At 38.8% G+C, this 19,653-nt stretch carries 25 protein-coding genes; 17 read left to right on the top strand and 8 right to left on the bottom strand.

What is annotated here, in order from left to right; translation table 11 throughout:
• Positions 1-120 precede the first annotated feature (120 nt).
• Genes ETP70_RS11005 through ETP70_RS10995 form a run of 3 tightly spaced genes read right to left on the bottom strand, consistent with a single transcriptional unit; the run spans position 121 to position 3,045 of the window.
• The gene (locus ETP70_RS11005) at positions 121-822 is read right to left on the bottom strand and encodes an anaerobic ribonucleoside-triphosphate reductase activating protein (protein WP_151901225.1); all 702 of its coding nucleotides are present in this window, start codon (positions 820-822) and stop codon (positions 121-123) included.
• Positions 788-937, bottom strand: coding sequence for an anaerobic ribonucleoside-triphosphate reductase (gene nrdD / locus ETP70_RS12700; RefSeq protein WP_151901559.1), 150 nt, complete (start codon positions 935-937; stop codon positions 788-790). The genes ETP70_RS11005 and nrdD overlap by 35 nt, the downstream gene beginning before the upstream one ends.
• A complete protein-coding gene (locus ETP70_RS10995; RefSeq protein ID WP_151901224.1) occupies positions 937-3,045 on the bottom strand; it encodes a ribonucleoside triphosphate reductase in 2,109 nt (702 codons plus the stop codon). The genes nrdD and ETP70_RS10995 overlap by 1 nt, the downstream gene beginning before the upstream one ends.
• 289 nt (positions 3,046-3,334) lie before the next feature.
• On the opposite strand from ETP70_RS10995, the gene rpmJ reads away from it, so the two are divergent.
• The 16 genes from rpmJ to tkt all read left to right on the top strand — a co-directional run bounded on the left by rpmJ (position 3,335) and on the right by tkt (position 15,038).
• Entirely contained in the window at positions 3,335-3,448 is a 114-nt protein-coding gene (gene rpmJ, locus ETP70_RS10990; RefSeq protein ID WP_041675103.1) for a 50S ribosomal protein L36, read from the top strand.
• A gap of 2 nt (positions 3,449-3,450) precedes the next feature.
• Complete coding sequence (rpsM, locus tag ETP70_RS10985) at positions 3,451-3,813, top strand: 30S ribosomal protein S13 (RefSeq protein ID WP_151901223.1); 363 nt, start codon at positions 3,451-3,453, stop codon at positions 3,811-3,813.
• Positions 3,814-3,824: 11 nt separating this feature from the next.
• Entirely contained in the window at positions 3,825-4,217 is a 393-nt protein-coding gene (gene rpsK, locus ETP70_RS10980; protein WP_151901222.1) for a 30S ribosomal protein S11, read from the top strand.
• Between the two features lie 11 nt (positions 4,218-4,228).
• Positions 4,229-4,855: a 30S ribosomal protein S4 gene (rpsD, locus tag ETP70_RS10975; RefSeq protein ID WP_151901221.1), complete on the top strand. Its 627-nt coding sequence runs from the start codon at positions 4,229-4,231 to the stop codon at positions 4,853-4,855.
• Between the two features lie 27 nt (positions 4,856-4,882).
• Positions 4,883-5,887, top strand: coding sequence for a DNA-directed RNA polymerase subunit alpha (locus tag ETP70_RS10970; protein ID WP_151901220.1), 1,005 nt, complete (start codon positions 4,883-4,885; stop codon positions 5,885-5,887).
• Positions 5,888-5,898: 11 nt separating this feature from the next.
• Positions 5,899-6,249 carry a 50S ribosomal protein L17 gene (rplQ, locus tag ETP70_RS10965; protein ID WP_151901219.1) on the top strand — a complete coding sequence of 117 codons (351 nt, stop codon included), beginning with the start codon at positions 5,899-5,901 and terminating at the stop codon, positions 6,247-6,249.
• 116 nt (positions 6,250-6,365) lie between these two features.
• A complete protein-coding gene (locus tag ETP70_RS10960; RefSeq protein WP_151901218.1) occupies positions 6,366-7,610 on the top strand; it encodes an aldo/keto reductase in 1,245 nt (414 codons plus the stop codon).
• A 324-nt stretch (positions 7,611-7,934) separates the two neighbouring features.
• Positions 7,935-8,210, top strand: a complete 276-nt coding sequence (locus ETP70_RS10955) for a NifU family protein (RefSeq protein ID WP_151901217.1) — start codon at positions 7,935-7,937, stop codon at positions 8,208-8,210.
• A gap of 9 nt (positions 8,211-8,219) precedes the next feature.
• Complete coding sequence (locus tag ETP70_RS10950; protein ID WP_151901216.1) at positions 8,220-8,813, top strand: hypothetical protein; 594 nt, start codon at positions 8,220-8,222, stop codon at positions 8,811-8,813.
• The gene (locus ETP70_RS10945; protein WP_151901215.1) at positions 8,803-10,098 is read left to right on the top strand and encodes a UDP-N-acetylmuramoyl-L-alanyl-D-glutamate--2,6-diaminopimelate ligase; all 1,296 of its coding nucleotides are present in this window, start codon (positions 8,803-8,805) and stop codon (positions 10,096-10,098) included. The genes ETP70_RS10950 and ETP70_RS10945 overlap by 11 nt, the downstream gene beginning before the upstream one ends.
• Positions 10,099-10,198: 100 nt before the next feature.
• On the top strand, positions 10,199-10,573 hold the full coding sequence (locus tag ETP70_RS10940; protein ID WP_151901214.1) for a (2Fe-2S) ferredoxin domain-containing protein: 375 nt from the start codon (positions 10,199-10,201) through the stop codon (positions 10,571-10,573).
• 10 nt (positions 10,574-10,583) lie between these two features.
• Positions 10,584-10,949 carry an aspartate 1-decarboxylase gene (panD, locus tag ETP70_RS10935; RefSeq protein ID WP_151901213.1) on the top strand — a complete coding sequence of 122 codons (366 nt, stop codon included), beginning with the start codon at positions 10,584-10,586 and terminating at the stop codon, positions 10,947-10,949.
• Between the two features lie 42 nt (positions 10,950-10,991).
• The gene (locus ETP70_RS10930; protein WP_151901558.1) at positions 10,992-11,264 is read left to right on the top strand and encodes a YbaB/EbfC family nucleoid-associated protein; all 273 of its coding nucleotides are present in this window, start codon (positions 10,992-10,994) and stop codon (positions 11,262-11,264) included.
• Positions 11,265-12,245, top strand: coding sequence for a DUF7488 domain-containing protein (locus ETP70_RS10925; protein ID WP_151901212.1), 981 nt, complete (start codon positions 11,265-11,267; stop codon positions 12,243-12,245).
• A 19-nt stretch (positions 12,246-12,264) separates the two neighbouring features.
• Positions 12,265-13,113, top strand: coding sequence for a polyprenyl synthetase family protein (locus tag ETP70_RS10920; protein WP_151901211.1), 849 nt, complete (start codon positions 12,265-12,267; stop codon positions 13,111-13,113).
• A 2-nt stretch (positions 13,114-13,115) separates the two neighbouring features.
• On the top strand, positions 13,116-15,038 hold the full coding sequence (gene tkt, locus ETP70_RS10915) for a transketolase (RefSeq protein WP_230973271.1): 1,923 nt from the start codon (positions 13,116-13,118) through the stop codon (positions 15,036-15,038).
• Positions 15,039-15,041: 3 nt separating this feature from the next.
• On the opposite strand, the gene ETP70_RS10910 is transcribed toward tkt, so the two are convergent.
• The 5 genes from ETP70_RS10910 to ETP70_RS10895 all read right to left on the bottom strand — a co-directional run bounded on the left by ETP70_RS10910 (position 15,042) and on the right by ETP70_RS10895 (position 19,478).
• Positions 15,042-16,151, bottom strand: coding sequence for a GGDEF domain-containing protein (locus tag ETP70_RS10910; protein WP_151901209.1), 1,110 nt, complete (start codon positions 16,149-16,151; stop codon positions 15,042-15,044).
• A gap of 72 nt (positions 16,152-16,223) precedes the next feature.
• Positions 16,224-18,116 (bottom strand): putative bifunctional diguanylate cyclase/phosphodiesterase, encoded by a 1,893-nt coding sequence (locus ETP70_RS10905; protein WP_151901208.1) that lies wholly within the window; start codon positions 18,114-18,116, stop codon positions 16,224-16,226.
• Positions 18,116-18,283: a hypothetical protein gene (locus ETP70_RS12450; RefSeq protein ID WP_188109990.1), complete on the bottom strand. Its 168-nt coding sequence runs from the start codon at positions 18,281-18,283 to the stop codon at positions 18,116-18,118. The genes ETP70_RS10905 and ETP70_RS12450 overlap by 1 nt, the downstream gene beginning before the upstream one ends.
• A 51-nt stretch (positions 18,284-18,334) precedes the next feature.
• Positions 18,335-18,538, bottom strand: coding sequence for a hypothetical protein (locus tag ETP70_RS10900; RefSeq protein WP_151901207.1), 204 nt, complete (start codon positions 18,536-18,538; stop codon positions 18,335-18,337).
• Between the two features lies 1 nt (position 18,539).
• Positions 18,540-19,478 (bottom strand): TonB-dependent receptor, encoded by a 939-nt coding sequence (locus tag ETP70_RS10895; RefSeq protein WP_151901206.1) that lies wholly within the window; start codon positions 19,476-19,478, stop codon positions 18,540-18,542.
• On the opposite strand from ETP70_RS10895, the gene ETP70_RS10890 reads away from it, so the two are divergent.
• Positions 19,461-19,649 carry a hypothetical protein gene (locus ETP70_RS10890; RefSeq protein WP_151901205.1) on the top strand — a complete coding sequence of 63 codons (189 nt, stop codon included), beginning with the start codon at positions 19,461-19,463 and terminating at the stop codon, positions 19,647-19,649. The genes ETP70_RS10895 and ETP70_RS10890 overlap by 18 nt on opposite strands.
• Positions 19,650-19,653: the final 4 nt, after the last annotated feature.

Raw genomic sequence — 19,653 nt, 5'->3', positions numbered from 1 at the left:
GTGAAGAGTATACAAATACTCAGTTTTTTTAAATAAGACAAATTTTGTCTGATTTAAATTTCACAGAATGATAACTTATAAACGGCAGTAAAAAATTGATTTACGTCAAGAAAAAGGAATTTATCTCCAAATAACAGGAAAATTACTTCTTAAGAGGGATTTGTTGAAAGGTTTTGAAGGTTTTTGCAGTCCGCCTACAGTACTTTTTGCTTCGATAAACTCCTGAATATAATAGGTATTCTTATAGCCTCTTTCTTTTAAATCTGACAGAATGCAGTTGATGTCATCTACATTGAGCAAATCGCTATGGAGTGTGGTGCGTACTTCAAAATCAATACCACTGCGGATAAGCAGGTTAAGTGTTTGGCTGAATTCATGAAATTTGCCGGAGTGTGTTACAGATGTGAATTTATATTGGGGGGCTTTATAATCCAGCGCGACATAATCAAGCAGGTCCAGACCAAGGAGTTCCTTTACATGTAAAGGGTTTGTGCCGTTGGTATCAAGTTTGATTAAAAATCCGAGCTTTTTGATTGCCTTGCAAAAGTCAGTGAGGGCATAGGAAGAGGCTTCTCCGCCTGAGAGAACGACAGCATCAAGCAAAGAGACTCTTGTTCGCAAAAACTTCAGCACATCTTCCATACTGTAACTGCCTTCTTTTGCAAAGACTATCTCTTTGTTGTAGCAAAAATCACAGCGCATATTGCACCCGCTGAACCATATGATGCAGGCTAGATGATCAGGGTAGTCCAGATGGGTAAACTTTGTGATATCATAAATGCATTTTTTACTCTTTGAACTGTTTGCGTTGTCTGTGTTCACCGGTTTTTCCTAGGTTGAAGCTTTCAACAGGACGATGATATCCCATGACTCGTGTGTATACTATACATTTTTGTCTCTGTTCTTTAAGTTCTTCTAAGATTTTATTTTTATTTATCATGATGCTTCCTTTTTGTTGTTTTCATATTCTTGTATCAGTGCTTCGTCACATTTTGGGCAGTATTCGTGTTCTCCTGAGAGATAGCCGTGTTTTGGACAAACTGAAAAGAGCGGTGTTACCGTAATGTAAGGCAGTCTGAAATTTGTGATGACATTTTTGACCAGTCTGCGGCAGGCTTCGGTTGAGCTGAGACGCTCCTGCATGTAAAGGTGCAAAACAGTGCCACCGGTGTATTTTGTCTGCAGTTCATCCTGCAGAGTGAGTGCTTCAAAAGGGTCATCTGTCAGACCTACAGGAATCTGTGAAGAGTTGGTATAGTAGATGTTTTCATCCATACCGGCCTGTATGATTTTGTCACCGTATCTTTTTTTGTCCTCTTTGGCAAACCGGTAGGTTGTTCCCTCCGCCGGTGTGGCTTCAAGGTTGTAAAGATTGCCTGTTTCCTCCTGAAACTCGACCATTCTTTTTCTTATGTGGTCTAATATCTCAGTGGCAAAGTCAATGCCCTGTGTGGAACTGATGTCATAGGCTCCTCCGGTAAAATTCAAAATCATTTCATTCATCCCATTGACCCCGATGGTAGAAAAGTGGTTTCTAAACCCGGGCAGATATCTTTTTGTATAAGGGAAAAGTCCTCTGTCGTACATCTCTTGAATAAAAACACGTTTTTTCTCCAGTGTAGACTTTGCATACTCCATCAGTTCGTCAAGGCGTTCAAGCAGAGATTCCATATTGCCTTTGTGCAAAAAGCCCAGCCTTGCCATATTAATAGTGACAACCCCTATGCTGCCCGTCATTTCCGCACTGCCGAAAAGACCACCGCCTCGTTTAAGCAATTCTCTTAAATCAAGCTGTAGTCTGCAGCACATACTTCTGACATGTCCGGGTTTGTAGGCCTCTTCGTTTGCGATGATTTCCCCGTTTTTGTCCCGTTTGTATTGGCTCCCTATGAAATTTTGGAAGTAGGAGGAGCCAATCTTAGCGGTGTTTTCAAACAGCAAATCCGTATTTTCACCGTACCAGTCAAAATCTTCTGTAATATTGACGGTAGGTATAGGAAATGTAAAAGGCTGACCGGTTTTGTCTCCCTCTGTCATAACCTCATAGTAAGCTTTGTTGATGATGTGCATCTCTTTTTGAAAATGTTTATAGGTCATCTCTGTGAGGGATGAAACACCCCTCTGCAGTGCTTTGAATCTTAACCCGGTATCTGAAATATTTTTAAAAAGATGCTCCTGCTTACATGTTGGAATCTGATCCTTCAAATCATCAGGAACGTTCCAGTCTATAGTAATATTTGTAAAAGGTGATTGTCCCCATCGAGCGGGTACGTTTAGGTTGTATATGAAACTGCGAATACTTTTTTTTACCTCCTTGTATGAAAGTTGATCTTTAAAAAGATAAGGCGCCAGATAGGTGTCAAAAGATGAAAAGGCCTGGGCGCCGGCCCATTCACTTTGCAAAATTCCCAAAAAGTTCGCCATTTGTCCGAGAGCTTCTCTGAAATGCTTTGGTGCATCACTCTCAACTCTTCCCCTTACTCCGTTAAATCCTTCATCCAGAAGAACCCTCAGACTCCAGCCGGCACAGTATCCGGTCAAACAGTCCAAATCGTGTATGTGATAGTCCCCGTTTCTATGTGCATACCCCTCTTCTTTTGAGTAAATTTTGTCAAGCCAGTAGTTGGCAATCACTTTGCCTGCTGTATTGTTTACAAGACCGGCGCTGGAGTAGCCTGTATTTGAGTTTGCTTTTATTCTCCAGTCACTTCCGCTGATATACTCTTCTATAGTCTGTGTCGAATGGATATAGGTAGTATCATCTTCAATGGCTTTTTCTCTTTGAAGTTTATGAAGATGTCTGTAGAGTATAAAAGAGCGCATAACATCAAAATATTTTGCTTTGTACAGCTCTTTTTCTATAATGTCCTGTATATCTTCAACAGCAACAATCCGTTTAGCTTCAAGTCTTTGAATGACTTTGATGTATACCGCTTCGTCAAAATCTACATTTTCACTTAAAAAGGCTTTTTTGATGGCATCTTCTATTTTATAAGAGAAAAATTGTTTGTAGGAACCGTCTCGCTTTAAAATATACTCTACCATCTGTTGTTTTCCTTCTTATGTTTTCCTTCTTAAGTGATATCGACAGTTTATAAAAACCGGCGTTAAAAATCACTAATAAAATTTGTCACTTTTGTGTCACTTCCTATGCTCTTAATAATACTTTTACATTGTTTTGGATATAATTCCCATCCACTTTACTGTTTTAACAAAGCAAAGAGTATTTCTATCTATATGATTACATGTAGATAAAAGTATTGGCAAGCAACGTTATTACAAGTGTTATGCGCTTGCCTAAAGGCAGTAAAGATGTTACCACAGGAGACTTTCAATGAAAGTACGTGCTTCAGTAAAGAAGATGTGTGATGACTGTAAAGTTATCAAAAGAAGAGGTATTGTAAGAGTAATCTGCAAGAACCCTAAACATAAACAGAGACAAGGATAATCATGGCTCGTATTGCTGGTGTTGATTTACCTAAGAAAAAAAGAATAGAGTATGCATTAACATACGTCTATGGAATTGGTCTTCATACTGCCCGTCAAATATTAGACGCGACAGGAATTGACTACAATAAAAGAGTTTTCGAATTAAACGAAGAAGATGTAGCAGCTATAACAAAAGAGATCCGTGAAAACCATATGGTTGAGGGTGATTTGCGTAAAAAAGTTGCTATGGATATTAAAGCACTTATGGATTTAGGTTCATACAGAGGGCTTCGTCACCGTCGTGGTCTTCCATGCCGTGGTCAAAAAACTAAGACAAATGCGCGTACTCGTAAGGGTAAACGTAAAACTGTCGGCGCAGCGTAAGGAATTATAGTATGGCAAAAAGAAAAGCTGTTAGAAAAAAAGTAATAAAAAAGAATATATCACGTGGTATCATTCATATTGCGGCATCATTTAATAATACTCTTGTGACTATTACAGATGAAATGGGTAATATGATTGCTTGGAGTTCTGCCGGTTCTTTAGGATTTAAAGGTTCTAAAAAATCAACTCCGTTTGCTGCACAGGCTGCTGTTGAAGATGCAGTTGCAAAAGCACAGGTACATGGTATAAAAGAGCTTGGTATTAAAGTTCAAGGTCCCGGTTCTGGTCGTGAAACTGCAGTAAAAGCTGTCGGAGCTATCGAAGGAATCCGTGTTACATTTATGAAAGATGTTACACCATTACCACACAACGGTTGTCGCGCGCCTAAGCGTCGTAGAGTTTAAGGAGATTACTGATGGCAAGATATAGAGGTCCAGTAGAAAAAATCGAGAGAAGATTCGGAGTAAGCCTTAACCTAAAAGGTGAGCGTCGTTTGGCAGGAAAATCTGCTTTAGAGAAGCGTCCTTACGGTCCAGGCCAACATGGTCAGCGTCGTAAAAAAGTTTCTGAGTATGGTTTACAGCTTAATGAAAAGCAAAAAGCGAAATTTATGTATGGTATTTCTGAAAAGCAATTCCGTGCTTTATTCGTTGAAGCTAAGCGTCGTGATGGAAATACAGGTACAAACCTTATTACATTAATCGAGCAGAGATTAGACAATGTTGTGTACAGAATGGGATTCGCATCTACTCGTAGATTTGCACGTCAACTTGTAACACACGGTCATATTTTGGTAGATGGCAAAAAACTTGATATTCCTTCTTACCGTGTTAAACCGGGACAAAAGATTGAAGTAAAAGAAGCGAGCAAAAAGAACAATCAGATTGTTCGTGCTATTGAGCTTACAAACCAAACTGGTCTTGCTCCTTGGGTAGACATTGATGCTGAAAAAGTGTATGGTATCTTTACTCGTCTTCCGGAGCGTGAAGAAGTTGTTATTCCAGTTGAAGAACGTTTAATCGTTGAACTTTACTCGAAATAATAATTTAATACAAAAGGCGTAAAAGATATGAAAAAAATTAAAACTACTCCACTTGCTCCACAAGAGTTTGAGGTAGAACAAATAAGTGACAATGAAGCAAACATTATGGCATACCCTTTTGAAGTAGGGTACGCTATATCGTTGGCTCATCCACTTCGCCGTTTTTTATTAAGCAGTTCGGTTGGTTATGCACCAATCGCAATTAAAATCGAAGGTGCCAAACATGAGTTTGACTCGGTTCGCGGTATGCTTGAAGATATTTCAGATTTTATTTTAAATTTGAAAGAGATACGCTTCAAACTGAACAATGATGCAACAGAAGCTGAGATTAACTACAGCTTTGCGGGACCGTGTACCATTAAAGGCGGCGATCTCAGCAATGATGAAGTAGAGGTGGTAACACCGGATGCTCCGCTTGCAACTTTAAATGAAGATTCTACACTGAATTTTACGCTTAAAATTGCACAGGGTATCGGCTATGTTGCGAGTGAAGATACTGCTGCGGAAGTTGATGATGATGAATATATCGCATTGGATGCATATTTTACTCCGGTAAGAAGTGCTACATATAAAATTGACAATGTACTGGTAGAAGATAACCCTAACTTTGAAAGAGTTATTATGAATATCAGAACTGATGGACAAATTTCACCAATCGATGCATTTAGAAACTCTTTGGAAGTAATGTATGCACAGTTGGCTGTATTTAATTCAGAAATCAGTATTAAAGCGCCTGCTACCATTGAAAGAGTTGAAGAGTCACCTGATTTGAAAAAACTAACAACAAACATTGACAGTTTAGGATTAAGTGCGCGTAGCTTTAATTGTCTTGATCGCTCAAACATTAAACTTATTGGTGAGATTGTACTTATGAGTACAAACGATTTGAAAAATGTGAAAAATCTTGGAAAAAAATCTTACGATGAAATCGTAGAAAAAGTTCAAGAGTTTGGTTTTGAAGTTGGTGCTGATTTAGCTGATGATGTAGTTACTGCACTAAAAAAGAAAATAGAAGCCGTACAGGCACAATAGAGGAATGAGATATGAGACACCGTCATGGATATCGTAAGCTAGGTCGTACAAGTGCACACCGTAAAGCACTTTTAGCGAACCTTAGTATTTCGTTAATAGAACATGGTAAAATAGAAACAACTGCTGTAAAAGCAAAAGAGCTGCGCTCTTATATTGAGAAACTTATCACAACTGCTGGTAAAAATGACTCAAATGCACACAGAGCAGTATTTGCTGCGCTTCAAAACAAAGAAGCAACGAAAACTTTAGTAAATGAACTCGCACCGAAGTATGTTGATCGTACAGGTGGATATACTAGAATAGTGAGAACTCGTATTCGTCGTGGTGATGCTACACCAATGGCATTTATCGAATTAGTATAGTTACTATATTTACAATACCAGACCCTGTGTCTGTTATTGTAACTTCTTTTTAAACTTTCCCCATTAGACAGAGAGAATTTACGAATTCTAAAATACTTTACAATACAGGACGCATTATGAGTACTTTCGCATTCGGAACTTACAGAGTCACAGATGAGAATCCTTTGCATATAGAAGCATTGAAAGAGGCTGTATACGCCGGGATAGAACTGATTGACACCTCTACAAACTATACAGACGGCGGTGCCGAAAGAGCAATCGGCAAAGTGCTGCGCAGTGTTCCTGATGAAATCAGAGATAAAATTAAAATTGTAAGCAAATGCGGATATATCCAGGGTTCAAATTTGCTCGCACACAAAGAAATGCCTTTTGAAGATGTTGTAGAGTTCAGTGAACACTGTTACCACTCAATTGCAAAATCGTTTCTAAAAAAACAGCTTGATGCTTCACTCCAAAGACTGCAAATGAGTAAACTTGATTGTTATTTAATTCACAATCCTGAGTATTTTTTGCTTGATGCTCTCAATAAGGGCAAAAACAGAGATGAAGTTTTGGATGAAATGTACCAAAGAATCTATGAAGCATTTGTGGGCTTGGAAGAAGAGGTCAAAGAGGGACGTATCAGCTCCTACGGTATCAGTTCCAACAGCTTTGCAAAGGCAGAGGACGATTTGGAGTTTTTGCCCTATGAAAGTTTACTGACACTTGCCCAAAATGCCGCAGATGAAGCGGGAAACAGACAACACAGTTTTACCACAGTGCAACTGCCAATAAACAAAGTTGAAAAAGAAGGTCTCAAATGTGCGGCCTGGGCGAAAAAAAATGGGCTGAGAGTCCTTGCCAACCGTCCGTTAAATGCACAAAAAAACAAACTGATGCACAGACTGGCCGATTATGATGAAAGCAGGGAATACTATACCTATCTGAATGAATTGCTTCAGGCCTGTGACAATGATTTACTCAAACCGTTGTATAATTTGATTGAACAAATGGATGAAAATAAGCACAGGTTCGGATGGATTGGTGAGTATGACACTTTTTTGCATTCACAGATTATTCCTCACATAAGAGAAGCATTGAAGAATTTAGAACCGGATTCTTTGGATGAATTACTCAGATTTGTAGATCTTTTTTTACAAGAGTACAGAACAATGGTTGCATACGAGTGTTCAAAACGTGTGAGAAGTGAACTCAAAGAAGAATTTCAGGGGTGTCATAAAAAAATCCAGGTGTGTGCTTTGGAATTTTTATATAAACAGGATGCAATTGATTATATACTCGTCGGTATGCGAAAGCCCTCTTACGTACAAGAGGTTATGGCTTTAAAAGATGAGTTAAATAATAATTTTATGACTTGTTAAGCGATTTTGTCATATTTTATGATAATAGAAGAGTTATATTGCCATCCCAAAGCAAACTTAAGCATACCAGTAACTCATCAAGAGGTAAGATGTGAAGTAGCTATTCTGAAGGCTCTACTAGTAGAGTTGAGGAATAGATGCTTTGCAGGTTGCCTCTTTATGTGTTATCCAAAGGACGATTAAAAGAACATACACTTGACTTCGTTACAAATCCTTGAAGCTACTAGTAGCTCCTGCGAATTTGTGCCTCGCAATTGCATATTCTTTTAATCGCTGGTATGCTTAAGTTTGCTTTGGGATGGCAATAATATAAAAAGGATAAGTATGATTCCATTTACAGATGAAGAATTATTGGAACCGGTTCGGCGTGTTATAGACAAGGTGCGCCCCTCTTTGGCGCTTGACGGGGGAGACATAGATTTTATTACCGTGAAAAACGGAAGTGTCTATGTACAGCTAAAAGGTGCATGCATAGGGTGTGCGAGCAGTGGAAGTACATTAAAGTACGGTGTCGAGAGACAGTTGAGAATGGATATCCATCCTGAAATAACTGTTGTTAATGTCCCGATGGGCATGGAAAACGATATAGATAATTTATAAAAGAAGCATATGGGAACAATAAGTAAATATAAAATATTATCACAGGCAAAAGAGAATTTTTCGCGGGCGGAATATAAAAATGCCTTAGATAAATTTGCACAGGTTTTGCAAAACGATCCGGATTCAAAAGAGGCTTTTAACGGGGTTATACTTTCGGAAATGGCTATGAGCGGAGAAGAGGGTGCCGAAGCACTGTTTGATTATTATGAAATATTAAGAGAAGAAGACAAAGAAGAAGCTGATGCTATTATGAGTGAAATACTTGAAAGCATGGACGGTACCCTGGAAAAACTCAGTGAAGTATTTGCCGAACCTTTGCGTAACAGATTGGAGTTTGAAGAGGGGATTCTCTACAGTGATTTTCAAAAAATTTTGGATGAAGGCGGAGATTTTGTAGAAACCTTTGAAAATATTATGTTTTCTACCCGAGTAATTATAACAAACAAAGAAGATTTTTTAGATTTTTTAGACAAACTGATAGAACATGATTTTGCACAAATGGCATTAACCTATCTTGAAAATGCTCTGAGTGTATATCCCGGTGACAAACTCTTGCGAAAACTGTTAAAAAAACTGGCACAGGGCAAAAATATTGAAAATTGAACTGCCAAATCAAGCGTATAAATATATCACTGAAAACTCAAAAGAGTGTGATGCCGAGACGGCGTTTGTTCTGACGCACCAAAACAGCGGCTATATAGAAGATGCAAAGAGGAATAATGCCCACTCTATTGTCAGAATCGAAGACATTGCAGAGTTCTTTGGTGTTGACCAGATTAAAATAATCGGTATTACCGGTACAAACGGCAAAACTACAACGGCGAGTGCAATCTATTCATTTTTACTCGATCTTGGCTACAAGGCTGCAATGCAGGGAACCCGCGGGTTGTTTATGAATGATGAGGCATGTGAGGGAAAAACGCTTACCACCCCATCCGTACTCAATACCTACCGGCATATTTACCAGGCAGTGAGTGCGGGATGTGAGTATTTTGTAATGGAAGTCAGTTCCCATGCAATCGTGCAAAAACGTATTGAAGGCCTCAGTTTTGCGCTGAAAATTTTGACAAATATCACTCAGGATCATCTGGACTATCATAAAACTTTAGAAGAATATATACATGTAAAAAACAGTTTTTTTCAGGATGAGAGCAAAAAACTTATAAATAAAGATGAATCCAAAGCTGCATTTAATTTTAAAAATGCCTACACATACGGTATAGAAAATCCTGCAACATACAGACTTATGGCATATTCTCTCAATGACGGCTCAAGTGGTATTATCCAGCATTTTCAAGAGATTGTCCCTTTTACCGCTTCACTTCACGGTTTTTTTAATCTGTATAATTTGATGGCTGCCATATCGGCAACGCATCTCATAACAGACAAAAGTCTTGAAGAGATTGCAGATGTGGTGGATAATTTTGCAGGGGTGAGCGGAAGAATGGAACAGGTCTGTGCTGCTCCGAATGTCATAGTGGATTTTGCACACACACCTGACGGTATGGCTCAGGTACTCAATGCTTTGAAAGAAAAAGAACTGATTGTCGTTTTTGGAGCAGGCGGTGACAGAGACAGAAAAAAACGACCGCTTATGGGCAGGGTAGCTGCAAGTCTTGCCAAAAAGGTCATTGTTACGAGTGACAATCCGCGTTATGAAGATCCGCAGACAATTGTAGAGGATATTTTAGAAGGTATACAGGAAAAATCAAATATTATGGTTGAGCTTAACAGAAAAAAAGCAATACAGATGGCACTTGCGTTGCAAGGAGAAGATGACGTTGTTGTTATTCTCGGAAAAGGCGATGAAACAGACCAAATTATTTATGATGAAAAATTTCCTTTTGATGACAGAGAAGTTGTAAAAGAACTTTTAAATTTAGAGTGAAAATAGTAGAAAATAGCTTAAAAATCTAAACTTATTTCACTTTATTAGAAAACAGATGCAAATTTTCGATATAATTGCGAAAAAATTAAGGATTATTTCAATGGGAATTCCACAACCGGCATTTTATATCTTCAAGTGTGAGCAGTCTGCTCCTCCGGGTATGCCAAAACCATCATGTGTTACACCAGAGACGCAGGACCTGTTTCAATACACGGCCCAAAAACTGATGAAAGAAGGGATTATGATGACAGCACCAATCGTGCGCACTTCATGTCTTAACCGTTGTTCGGCAGGTCCTGTTATGTTAGTAGAGCCGGGACATACTATGTATGTAGGCCTAAACAAGGAAAAAATTGACCGTATTATAGAAGAACATATAATCGGCGGAAAAGTTGTTGAAGAATATGTAATTGATTCTGAAATGTGGGATGAGCCTATATCTCCTGCTGATGCAAAAAAACAGATGGGAATGTAGGAAAACAGTCATGTTAATGGAAATGTTGTACAGCAAAATACACCGTGCCACTGTAACTGATGCTAATTTGAACTATGTTGGTTCGATTACCATAGATGAAGAACTTTTAGAAGCTGCCAAGATGAGAGTCGGACAAAAGGTAGAGATCCTTAATATTAACAATGGTGAGCGATTTTCTACTTACATCATTCTAGGCGAAAGAGGAAAACGTGACATTTGCTTAAATGGTGCAGCAGCAAGAAAAGTACACAAAGGCGACAAGGTTATCATTGTAGCCTACGGTACTTATGACGAAAAAGAACTTGAAAGCTACAAACCAAAAGTTGTTATTTTGGATGATGACAATAACATCGACGCTATTCACGATGAGATTTAATGATGAATGTGAGATGTCATAGTGTTTGGTAATCTTGGCGATATGGGCAAACTCCTTGAAGGAATGCAGGAAAATGCTGCAAAACTTCAAGAAGAGCTGGCAAATAAAACTTTTAGTGTCAAAAGCGGTGGAGGGATGATTGAACTCACCTTCAACGGCAACGGCGAAGTCATTGATCTTAATATTGATGAAGAGCTCTTAAGCGACAAAGACTCCCTGCAAATTTTACTTATAGGCGCCATCAATGATGCAAATAAAATGGTACAACAAAATCAACAAAACAGTGCTTTGAGTATGTTTGGCGGGCTCAAATAGGTGCTTCGCCTGTTTCTCATACTGCATTTATTCTTTTTCAATGTTTATGCCTGTAAAGGCGGGTATGATTTTTGTGTCAAAAAAGCAAAAGATGCAAAAATCATACATGACAGGGCACTTTTTATTCCTGTCGAAAAAAATCACCGTATTGTCTTTTCCCGACAAAAACCCCAATCAAAAATTTTAAAACATGACCCCTTTTTGTCTCTGTATCTTATCGAAGAGAAAACCTCTTTTGCCTATCCGTATGATCTGAATATGCGTTTACAGCTTGGAACTGCTATAGTCAATGCCGAGGAAGCCAAAGAAGGAAGTATGCTGGTACATCAGGTAGGACTCGACTTTTTTGGAAAATACAGTCAAAAACTTTCTTTGCCGGCTATCATCAGCAGCAGCTGCTGCTCTTTGGAAGCTGTTGTCAGTAAAAAAGGGGTGATAGAAAAAGAGTATCTGCAGTATTTTCTCAAAACAGAAAAGGTCCGTTATGCTGATATCGGTGTTCGTGTAAATGATGCAAACAGATCAGTAGTCGTCATTGCAAGTGATCCCTATATGCCGGACAATCCTTTTAAAAAAGGTGACTGCATACTGTATTACGACAACAAAAAAGTGAAAAATGCCGCATCATTTATGAGAAAAGTTCTTTTCGGTTCTTTGGGAGCTAAACACACGGTGCAGATAAAGCGTGGAGGAAAGTTGCTGACTTTTGAAGTGCAGAGCAGGCAAAGATACGGCGGTGGTTTTTTGAGTGATACCTTCTTGGAACAAAAAGGGATCTATTTTGATGAGGGTTTACATGTAAGCCGGTTAAAAAAAGCCTTTAAAAACTATGGACTCAAGAGTGGAGACAGACTCATACAGGTGAACGGCATCACTGTAAAGAACCAGGAAGAACTGCGAAAATATATAGAAAACTTTAAAGACTGCTCTTCTTTGTTATTTGAACGCAATAACTTTCAGTTTTTTGTAAAGATTAAGTAGAAAAACAATACAATTTCACATGCAAAACTTCGAACAATTTTTATTAGACAACTTACCGACATCACAAAGTATTCATCCTACATATGAGCGTGCTTTGCAAGATATGCTCAAAGCAGGCGGAAAAAGATTTCGTCCTGCATTGCTGCTGGGTGTTGTCAAAGCGTACAACCCTCTCATGCTTGAATCTGCAAACCATGCAGCCCTGGCTATAGAATTTTTACATACTTATTCGCTTATTCATGATGATCTGCCGGCTATGGATAATTCTCCACTGCGTCGCGGACATCCGACTTTACATGTAAGCTTCGATGAAGTAACGGCAATATTGGCAGGGGATGCTTTAAACACCTATGCCTTCGAGTTTTTGTCCAATGCTCCTTTTTCTGATGAAATACGGGTAAAACTGATTCGTGAGCTTGCAAGCAACGGAGGACTGGGCGGCATGGTGCTGGGACAGGCTATAGACTGTTATTTTGAAAACAAGCCTTTGAAGATAGAAGAGATTAAGATTTTGCATACCAACAAAACAGCAAAACTCATTGCCGCCTCTTTGAAGATGGGCGCGATTATTGTCGGGCGTGATGATATGGCAGAAAAGTTGTATGATTTTGGGATTAAACTCGGATTGCTGTTTCAAATTCAGGATGATATTTTGGATGTCACACAAAGTTCAGACGAAGCAGGAAAGCTGACAAACAATGATGAAGAGAAAAACAGTTTCGTAACGATACTTGGACTGCAAACGGCAGTAAGAGAGGCAGATGCTTTGGCAGATGAGCTCAACAGTGAAATGTGTAATTTTGATGAGAGCTTGTCAGGCGAGTTGTCACCTTTATTAACAAAATACATAAACAGGCACAAGGAATAAAAATGAATGAAAATGCAATGCGTCAAAAGATGGCGAATACGATAAGATTTTTAGCAGCAGATATGGTACAAAAGGCAAATTCGGGTCATCCGGGCGCACCAATGGGACTGGCCGATATTGCAGTGGTTTTGAGTGAACATCTCAAGCATAACCCTAAAAATCCTTCATGGCTGAACCGTGACAGACTTGTCTTTTCAGGCGGGCATGCAACAGGGCTTATCTACTCCCTCTATTATCTTTGGGGATATGGCTTGACGCTTGATGATTTAAAGCAGTTTCGTCAGCTTGATTCAAAAACACCGGGACATCCTGAATACGGACACACTGAAGGCATAGAAATCACAACCGGTCCGCTGGGGCAGGGAATCGCCAATGCGGTAGGTTTTTCTATGGCATCAAAATATGTCGGTGCACAGGTGAATTCGGATACAGCGAAACTGATTGATCACACTGTCTACTGTCTGTGCGGAGACGGTGACCTGGAAGAGGGTATCTCTTATGAGGCATGCTCTCTTGCCGGACACAACAAACTCGACAATCTTATTCTTATTTATGACTCAAACCGTATAACTATTGAGGGTAATACTGACTTAAGTATCAGTGAAGATATCCGAGCACGTTTTGAATCGCAGTGCTGGGAAGTACTTGAGTGTAACGGGCATGACTATGATGAGATAGACGCAACAATTGCTCAGGCAAAAAAAGCAGACAGACCGGTCCTTATCATTGCAAATACTATTATAGCCAAGGGAGCAGGTCCTCTTGAAGGTTCTCATCATGCTCACGGGGCACCGCTTGGTGAAGATGTGATTGCAGATGCCAAAAGAGGTGCAGGATTTGATCCGGAGAAGAAATTCTTTGTGCCTGAGGATGTGATGGTACGTTTTCGATGTGCCGTTGAAGCGGGTGATCTGGCAGAACGCGAGTGGATACATTCGCTTAAAACTGCTCCTTTAATGGAACAGAATGAAGCACTTGAGGCACTCCTGAATCATGACTTTTCAAGAATACAATGGCCGGTTTTTGAAAAAGCCGATGCAACAAGAAATACAAACGGAAAAATTCTCAATGCCATAGCCAAAGCGATTCCCGGTTTTATCGGCGGTTCGGCGGATTTAAGTCCTTCAAACAAAACATATTTGAATGATATGGGTGTTTTTCCAAAAGGAAAAAATATCTATTTTGGTATTCGAGAGCATGCGATGGCGGCTATTGCCAATGCAATGGCATTGTATGGTCCGCTCATGCCGTTTACTTCAACGTTCTTTGTATTTTCGGACTACCTCAAGCCTGCTGCAAGGATTGCGGCACTGACAGGCATTCAGCAGTTCTTTGTATGGACGCATGACAGTATCGGTGTTGGAGAAGACGGCCCGACACATGAACCGATCGAGCATCTTTCACAGTTCCGTGCCCTGCCGAACTTTTATGTGTGGCGTCCGGCTGACGGTGCTGAAAATGTTGCAGCATGGAAAACAGCACTGACAATGAAAAAATCTCCGTCTGCTTTTGTATGTTCCCGCCAGGGTCTCGCTATTGTCCCTGCTCCGGTAAAAGGTGAAATAAGCCGCGGAGGGTATCTGCTGGCAAGTGATGAAAATGCTTCGCTGACGCTTATTGCTTCAGGAAGCGAAGTGGAACTGGCACTCAAAACAAAAGAGGCACTGAATGAAAAAGGTCTTTTTGTCAATGTTGTTTCTGTTCCGTGCTATGATTTGTTTATAGAACAGGATCAGGACTATATTGATGAAATTATTCTTCCAGATACAAAAAAAGTAGCCATTGAAGCGGCGCGCGGACTGGAGTGGTACCGTTTGGCGGATGAAGTCATCGGCATGGATACTTTTGGCGCATCAGCACCGGCAAAAGAACTGTTTGAGAAATTTGGTTTTACAGTAGATGCCATACTGGAAAAAATCAAATAGACTTTACGAATCCTGACTGACCAGGCTTCTGTTGCGGCCGCTGTATTTGGCGGCATACAGAGCCTTGTCGGCATATTTATAGAGTAAATCAATATTTTTTTCACCATCAAGATGCTCAAGGGTGGCGATTCCTATACTTACAGTCAAAAAATCTGATATTTCAGAGGCTTTGTGCTCTATTTTCAGATTTTCTATAATTGCAGTGAGTTGAGATACCCACTGATGTGTTTTTTCTTTTTCGTTTGAAAGAATGATACCCGCAAACTCTTCCCCTCCGAGCCTGAAAACAAAATCATCGCCTCTTTGTATGTGTTCTCGGAGTACATTTGCTACCTGTATGAGTGTTTCATCACCTTTTATATGCCCGTAATAATCATTATAGTATTTAAAATAATCAATATCCAAAATAAAAAAAGTGATATAAAGATCCTGGCGTTTTGCCAAAAAAGAGAGTTTGTTGATCATATTGTCATAATATCTTCTGTTGTACAAACCGGTGAGCTGATCGGTAACAGACTGCTGATGCAGATCTTCGCTTCTTTGGCGCTCTTTGGCTCTTGCAAGCTGTAAGTCCTGTTGTGCCGCATCCAAAAGGGCTTCATAAATATACATACAAAGTGTGAGAATTGTGGAAGCAAGGACCAGTCGTACCCAGTCTGTAAAGTGCCACTCTCCTCCATTCCATACATTGATGTAATGGTAGGCAAGAGCAAAAAGAAAGGTGTAAAACAGGAGTGAAAAATACAACCCAGCTTTTTTGCCGTTACTGATAATGGCAAAAACAGGAACAAAAATAGTCCAGATTAAAGAGAAATGAGAGGCCTGTGAAATATATGCAAAAACAAGAAAAAAGACAACAACATTGAAAGTCACTATACGGACAGACAGAAGAATATTGCCCGTTTTTTGCATATAAATATAAGAGAGTATGCTGACTACGGCAGAGACGGAGTCTATAATCGCTGCCCAGTACTGCCCAATGAGAAGGTTGATACAGGCAAAAAGTGAAAAGAGAACAATAGTGGCAATCAAGGCAAATTTTATAACAACAGAACGTCTGTTACAAAAATCACTCTCTTTTTCCAGGATAAAAAAATCTAATATTTTATTCATGTAATAATTATATCACAATCATCACATCTTTTTTATATCGGGGGAGAAAAAATTTTAATTTGAACTGAAAATTTATAAAATACTGATTGTCGCTTCGGGCTTGCCCAGATAATATCCCTGCGCATAATCAATATTCATATCTTCAAGGGTTTTTAAAACACTTAGCGAATGGACAAATTCAGCCACAGTTTCAATGTTGAGTGCGTTTGTCAGAGTGAGAATAGACTCTGTAATTGATTTAGAGATGTTTGGTGTATCTATATTTTTGATAATAGAGGCATCTATTTTGACAATGTCTATCGGCAGTGACTGAAACAGTGTATAGTTGGCAAATCCGCTTCCAAAATCATCTATAGCTATTTTTACACCGCAGGCTTTAATGCTTTGCAGGTTTTTTATAAATATTTCACTTGAATTATCGAGTGGTTCATACTCCAGTAACTCTATAATAAGCCAGTGGGCATATTCTTTGTTTTGTTCCAATTCATTGAGAATCAGTGAAAATATATTTTTGTCAATAATATCCGAAAAGTTTAGATTGATACTTATAGAAACTCTGTTCTCTTTGATTTTTTCAAAAACAATGCCTAAGATAGTTTTTGTCAGTAAATTGTATATGTTTGTATGCATGACAACCGGCAAAAATTCCATCGGGGGAGTAATACTGCCGTCTCTGTTTTGAATTCTCACAAGTGCTTCGTATTTATGAATTTTTCTGCTTTTTATATGGAAAATAGGTTGATAATAGCAAACAACTCTTCCCTCTTCTATTGCTTCTTGTACCTCATACACCGGAAGGAGTTTCTGTTTTCCTGCTTCTTTTTGCCTATTTACAGCATCTAATACAACTTGGTTGCGCCCGTCTCTTTTGGCGACATAGAGCATTTCGTCTGCATGTTTGATGGCATCACTTACCGTTTTAAATGTTTGCGGTCTACATGTAACGCCTATGGAAACAGTGATGCGAAGATCCTGGTTGTTATAATGAAAATTTGTAGCAGCAATATTTTCTCTGATTCTCTTTGCAACCTTGCATTCAGAAGCCAGACCTCTGCTTTTCTTGATAAATATGATAAATTCTTCACCGCCGAAACGGATGAGCCTGTCTTCATCGCGGATTGTATTTTTTATAATTTTGGAGACTTCCTGAAGTATTTTATCCCCTGTCTGGTGCCCGTATGTATCATTGACCTGCTTAAAGTGATCTATATCCACCATCAGTATTTTATAGTTTTCTATCTGTACATTGTTTAAAAATTCCCGTAAATAGTTTCTGTTGTATGCTCCGGTAAGCGGATCTGTAAGATTTTCTTTTTTTGTTTTATAAGTAAAATAGAGTTGCAGCAGTATGACAATAAACATGAGAAAAATAGCGGCAAAAATTGAAAAAAGGATTGTCTTCAGCGGTAACAGTGCTTCATGTATCTGTTTTTCTATATTGTTTGAAAAATCTATGGCAATGATCGCTTGCGTTTTTCCGTCTATTACAACAGGATAAAGATAGGTAACCCAAAGAGTTTCCACTTGTTTGTGATAAAAAACATGACTGCGGGCATTTTTCCAGACCTGATCCCATATCTCTTTGTTTACATGCAGTTTCTCTCCAAATTCGCCTTTGTCCTTTTTGCTGCCGTCGAGGAGATATCTGTAGGTTCCCGATTCATCTCTGTAGAGCACAAAAACATATTTGTAAGTATCTGTTGCAATCAGGCTTATTTCCCGTTCCAACTCTTCTCTGAGATACTCTCCCTCAAAAAGTGCATCAAAAAAATTTTCATCTTGCGGCAGCTGCTGTGTTATCTCACGGGATATGTTTTTTGCAAATTCGTTTGCCTGCTGTATAAAGAGTCTGTTGACATTTGCAGATAATTTTTGTGTCGTATGCTGCAGCGAAAAATAGAGATATCCGATACCAACAGCGATTAAAATAAAAATAAAAAAATATATTTTTGCTAAATTTTTCATCAATAGTCCTCAATATATTCAGACATTGATTTTGGAAGCGTTATATGATATTTTTCCAAATTCCGTTTTATAAAAATAATGTTCGGACGCCCTTTTTGCCAATAAAAACCACCGATAAGACTCTTTTTGTATTTTTTGAATGTTTTATAGTTTGTGGCAAATTTCAAACCATTCAGGTTGCTGGCATTTTCACCTGTACCTAACAGTAATATATCTGCCTACGCAGGTGCTGTGACCAGTTGTATATCTCTTGTTTTTGTAAAAATTCTGTTTGTTGTCTGTGAGTCACTCCATACATGTACAACATTTTTGCCCGGAAAAAGCGCCTGAAAAATTGTCTGATATATCTTCAATTCATATTCAATTTGCGAAGCTGATAAAAGTTCTGTTAAAAACAGGAAAAGCAAAAGGTATTTTTTCATATTAGAAAGTATACTCCATATTCAGAAAAAATTTCTGGTCAGTCACAGGAATCGCGTAGGATACCCCTCTGTATGGCAAAGCAAAGCCGCGGTTTAATATGTTTTCACCCCGGAGGCCTACAGAAAAATCGTTTGAGTAGTTGTATTTTACAGCAGAGGTAAAGTCAAGACTGGCTTTTGTATATATATTGTAAAGTGTATAAGAACTCCGATAAATCAGTTCATTGTAAAAATCAAATTTTTTGTACCTGTTGTAAGCACGGATTGTTGTTTCAAAAGCAGGTGAAAAGTTTGTATCTTTACTGTTTCGCCCAAAGTCAATATTGCATACAATTTTATTGTCAAGATCAAACTTATATCTGTAACCCATTTCCAGGAGCTCTTTGTATATGTCCTCCTTGCTGTTTACCCAGCCATATACCGTGCTCGGATCATAAACAAGTGTATCTTTGAGCGTGGCATGAACAAATTCTAGGGAGAATTTATGCTTTTTGGAGTGATCCTGATAATAGACTCCTGTTGTAAAGAGATCCATTTTTGGCGCATTAAGTTGAGGATTTGCCCTGTATGGAATATTTTGGGGATTGTAGAGTTGATAAAAAGCAAGGGGAATGTATGTTTTACTGTATGAAAATTTAAATCGGGCCCTTCCTGCGGCTTTGACAAAACCGATTTTTGCAAGGTATTCATTCTGCGATTTTACATCTTTTTGATAACGAAAAAAATCTCCTTTCACAGAAGCCAAAATATGCGTGGTATCGTTGACTGCATAGGTGTCTTCTGCATAGAGAGAAACCAGATTCAGGCTGTTTGAAAGTTGGTTTTGGTGTCTGTATGTCAAAGCGGTGTCATAATAGTCGCCTTCGGCCGTAAAAGCTTTATATTTGTAAAAAGATCCTATAAAAAGAGTATTGGCATCGTTTTGAAACTTTTTTTCCAAAATGACAGAAAAGATGTCATCATTAAATTTTATATTGTAGCTATTGATGAGAGGGGCATTGGCAATGCGTATGCCGTTTTCATCATTGTATTGTCTGTTGTATTCAAGGTTGTCGTAGGAGATTTGCAGTTTGAGTCTCTTGGGGAATTTTTTTGTAAGATGTATGTATAACTGT

This window comes from Sulfurimonas hydrogeniphila (genome assembly GCF_009068765.1).
GTDB classification, from domain to species: Bacteria; Campylobacterota; Campylobacteria; order Campylobacterales; family Sulfurimonadaceae; genus Sulfurimonas; species Sulfurimonas hydrogeniphila.
The sequence above is the reverse complement of the archived record's forward strand: the minus strand, read 5'-3'. Positions and strand labels throughout refer to the sequence as shown.